This is a genomic window from Cellulomonas endophytica (genome assembly GCF_004123805.1).
GTDB classification, from domain to species: Bacteria; Actinomycetota; Actinomycetes; order Actinomycetales; family Cellulomonadaceae; genus Cellulomonas; species Cellulomonas endophytica.
In genome coordinates, this window is the sequence record NZ_RWJX01000140.1 from 1 (window position 1) to 3,635 (window position 3,635).

Here is a 3,635-nt window from a genome sequence, read left to right on the forward strand (position 1 = left end):
GGTGCCGGGCGAGGGGCGCGGGCCCGCGGTCGCGCCCGACGAGGCACCCGGGCGCGGGCGGGGCGTCGCCCCCGGGGCGGTCGTGGCCCCGGGGGCCGTGCCGGACGGCCCGGGGGACGCGTCCGCACCGGGCGTGCCGGACGGGTCCGCCGACGCCGACGCCGACGACCGGGGCTCCCGGCTCGCCGACGACGACGGCCCCGCGGACCCCGACGCGTCCGCCCGGCCCTCGTCGTCGGGCCCGGGTCCGCCGCACGCGGCGAGCGGCCCGAGGACGCAGGCCAGCGCGAGCGCCGCGGCGGCCCGGCGCGCGCGCCGACGGGCGGGGCCGGGACCGTGCCCGGTCCCCCGTCCCGCCCCGTTCCCGGCGTGGTGCCCGGCGTGGTGCCCGGTGCCTGTCATCGTCCCCTCCGTGCGCGGGTCGCCCCGGCGCCTCGCGGCCGGGACGGCGGTGCGGTCGGGCCTCGCGCACCTGACGGGACGCCCGTGGGGAGGAGCGCCGGAGGTGTACGTAGATACACCTAAAAGAGGGACACCGGAGGGGGCGCTCCGCTAGCCTCGGACGTGTTACGCCCCCAGGTCCGGCAGGGTCGGAGGGGACGTGCGCCGGGTCGGGGACGAGGACGCCATGAGGCCTGTCAGGTGCGGGTGGGGTGCGCCGTGACGATCCCCGGTGCCGGTCCCCGCGACCGGACGGACGGCACCACGGACGACGGGTCCGACGACGGGTCCGAGGGCGGCTCCGGCGCCGCCGCACGACCGGCCGACGCGCCGGACGACGCGCCGGACGACGCGCCCCCCGACGAGGACGGCGCGACGCCCGTGCTCGACCTCGTGGCCGGCGCACGGGCCGGGCGGCAGGCCGACTGGGACCACCTCGTCGAGCGGTACGCGCCGCTGGTGCGCTCGGTGGTCCGGCGGTACCGGCTCCAGCCCTCGGACGCGGAGGACGTGGCGCAGACCATCTGGCTGCGGCTCGTCGAGCACCTGGGCGACCTGCGCGAGCCGCAGGCGCTGCCCGGGTGGATCGTCACGACGACGCGCCACGAGTGCCTGCGCGCGCTGCGGGTGCGCGAGCGCGCGCGCCCGGTCGACCCGACCTCGTGGGGCGAGCTCGTCGAGGCCCCCGCCCCGGACGCCGCGACCGTCGACGGCACGGTCCTCGACGCGATGACCGGCTCGGGGCGGCGCGAGGCGCTCCTGGCCGCCTTCGCCGAGCTGCCGCAGCGGCACCGCGACCTCCTGCTCCTGCTCCTGGCCGACCCGGCGCCGGCCTACGCGGAGATCAGCCGACGCCTGCGCATGCCCGTCGGGAGCATCGGCCCGACGCGGGCCCGGGCGCTGGAGCGCCTGCGCCGGCACCCGGCGGTCGCGGCCTGGACCACGCCGGGCGTCGGCGACCCCGGCGGGCGCGCCGCCGCGCACGGCTGACACCGGGCCCGCGGCACGACCCGACCCGGCCTCAGGGCCGCAGCACGACCCAGTCGGTGACGAGGTCGGCGCCTCCCGTGGCGCAGCGCAGGCGCACGGGCCCGAGGGCGTCGGGCAGCGCGAGCACGAACACCCCCACCGCGTCCGCGGTCGTCCGGTGCTCCGTGCCGTCGGCCCCCTGCAGGACGACCTCCCCGGGGACGGGGGCGACCACCTGACCCAGGAGGCGGGGGCCGCGCAGCTCGACCTCGAGGGAGGCCTCGTCCCCCTCGAAGACGAGGAAGCGGGCCTCGGGGACCGCGCGCGCGGCGCCGTCCGTCGCCAGGAGGCTGTCGTGGGCGAGCACGGCGAGCTCGGCGTCGACCGTGCGCCAGGTGAGCGCCCCGCGGGCGGCCCGCTCGTCGCGCGGCACGTCGGCCGCCGCGCCCGCGGCACCCGCGGCACCCGCGGCACCCGCGGTCCGGCCGGCCGGCCCGTCCGGGGCGCCGTGGGCGAGCGCGGCGGCGAGGTCGGCGAGGAGCGCGTCGTCGTCGGACCACCGTGGCTGGGTCATGTCGTCACCGGGCACCTGCGTGTCCCCCGCACCTGCGGCGGACCGGCGCCTCACCCTCCCTCGTGGCCTCGGGTCGCGAGCACGCTCGGCTCCGCGGCCATTGTCGCAGTCGGAGCCGCCGGGGCGCGCGGCGATACACCGGGCAGGGGGTGGTCCCCGTCGCCGAGGAGGACGAAGCCCGCGGCGGCGGCGCGGACCGCGGGCTCCCCGTCGCGGGCGGCGAGCTGCGCCTCGGCCAGGGCCGCCGCCGGGGGCCGGCCCCGCCGCAGGCCGGCGTGGTACGCCTCCATGAGCGCCACGGTCGCCGCGTCCGCGACGGGCGCGACGGACGCGACGAGGGTCGCCGTCCCCCCCGTGAGCAGGGCGGCGGTGACGCCGAGCACCTCGTCGCCGGCGACGACCTGCGGGCGGCCGGTGTCGCACGCGGCGAGGACGACGTGGTGCGGGGCACGGCGCAGCCGTTCCAGGTCGTAGACGGTGAACGGCCCGTCGGCCAGGGCGAGGGAGGAGAACAGCGGGTTGTCGGCCCGCACCCGGCCGTGCGCCGCGAGGTGCACGAGCGCGGCCCCGTCCCACGAGGCCGCCACGGCGTCGGTCGTCGCGGCGGCGCCGACGAGGACCTGGGCGCCCGGGTGCAGCCGGGCCACGGCCCGGGCCTCGGCGTCCGCGCCCGCCAGGCCCGGGCCGGCGACGACGACGTGCCGGCCGTCCGCCGGCGGTGTCCGGCCCCACGCCCCCGTCCAGGCGGCGGCCGACGGGTTGACGCTCACCGGGCGCCCCGCGCAGGACGGCAGGAGGGACCAGGGCACGGAGGCCAGCGCGCCGCCGGGGACGACGACGAGCGGCGCGTCGCCCAGGTCGGACGCCAGGGGGCGCAGGAGCAGCCCGTCGAGGACGGCGCCCGCCCGCTCGAGGAGCGCGAGGGCCGCCGCCCGCGAGGCCGGCCGGCCGGCGCCGAGCGCCAGCCGGCCGAGGGCGAAGGGCAGCAGGTCCGTCTGCGCCCGCACCGCCGCCGTCGGCCCGAGGTGGTGCAGCCGCAGCCGGCCGCGCCGGACGACGACCGCGTGCAGCACGCCGTCGAGCTCGGCGAACTCCACGAGGGCCGCGTCCCCGAGCGCCGCGCGCACGACGGTGAGCGGGGGGTGGTGCTCCGTCGCCCCGGGCGCGCCGGGGTCCTCCCGGCACCGGTCGCGGACCCGCCGTTCGAGGAGGACCTGGCGCCGGACGAGGGCGTCCGTCGGGGACGCGGCGTGACGCCGCTCCTCGACCTCGGTCACCGTGGCGCGGAGCTCGGCCAGCAGGTCGGCGAGGACGGGGTCGGCGGGCGGCTGGGCGCGCCGCGGCCGGGTGGCGCCCGCCCGCCCGCGCTCGGCCCAGGCGAGGGCGGCCCGCGCGTCGCCGTCCTCCAGGGCGAGGCGCAGGCCCGCGCGGGCGATCGCGCCGCGGTGGCTCGTCACGTGCGCCCGCAGCTCGGCCGCGCCGAGCGTGGCCCGGTGCTCCTCGAGCACGCGTGCGCCGGCCCGCAGCGCCGTCGCGGCCCCGCGGCGGTCCCCGGACGCCTCCCGCAGGAGCGCCTCCCCCAGCCAGGCCCGCGCCCGGACCTCCGCGGGCCCGCCGCGGCGTGCCGCCGACGCGCGGGCGAGGTCGGCCC

At 81.3% G+C, this 3,635-nt stretch carries 3 protein-coding genes; 1 reads left to right on the forward strand and 2 read right to left on the reverse strand.

From position 1 onward, the window contains the following. Positions 1-660 precede the first annotated feature (660 nt). The gene (locus tag EJA20_RS18180) at positions 661-1,431 is read left to right on the forward strand and encodes an RNA polymerase sigma factor (protein WP_240675640.1); all 771 of its coding nucleotides are present in this window, start codon (positions 661-663) and stop codon (positions 1,429-1,431) included. A 31-nt stretch (positions 1,432-1,462) separates the two neighbouring features. Here EJA20_RS18180 and EJA20_RS18185 read toward each other — a convergent pair whose 3' ends face one another. Together EJA20_RS18185 and EJA20_RS18190 are read right to left on the reverse strand one after the other, a co-directional pair. Then, positions 1,463-1,984 (reverse strand): hypothetical protein, encoded by a 522-nt coding sequence (locus EJA20_RS18185; RefSeq protein WP_129339916.1) that lies wholly within the window; start codon positions 1,982-1,984, stop codon positions 1,463-1,465. Between the two features lie 50 nt (positions 1,985-2,034). Continuing rightward, positions 2,035-3,635: CHAT domain-containing protein (locus EJA20_RS18190; protein WP_164984064.1), on the reverse strand; the 1,601-nt coding region annotated here is incomplete at its 5' end.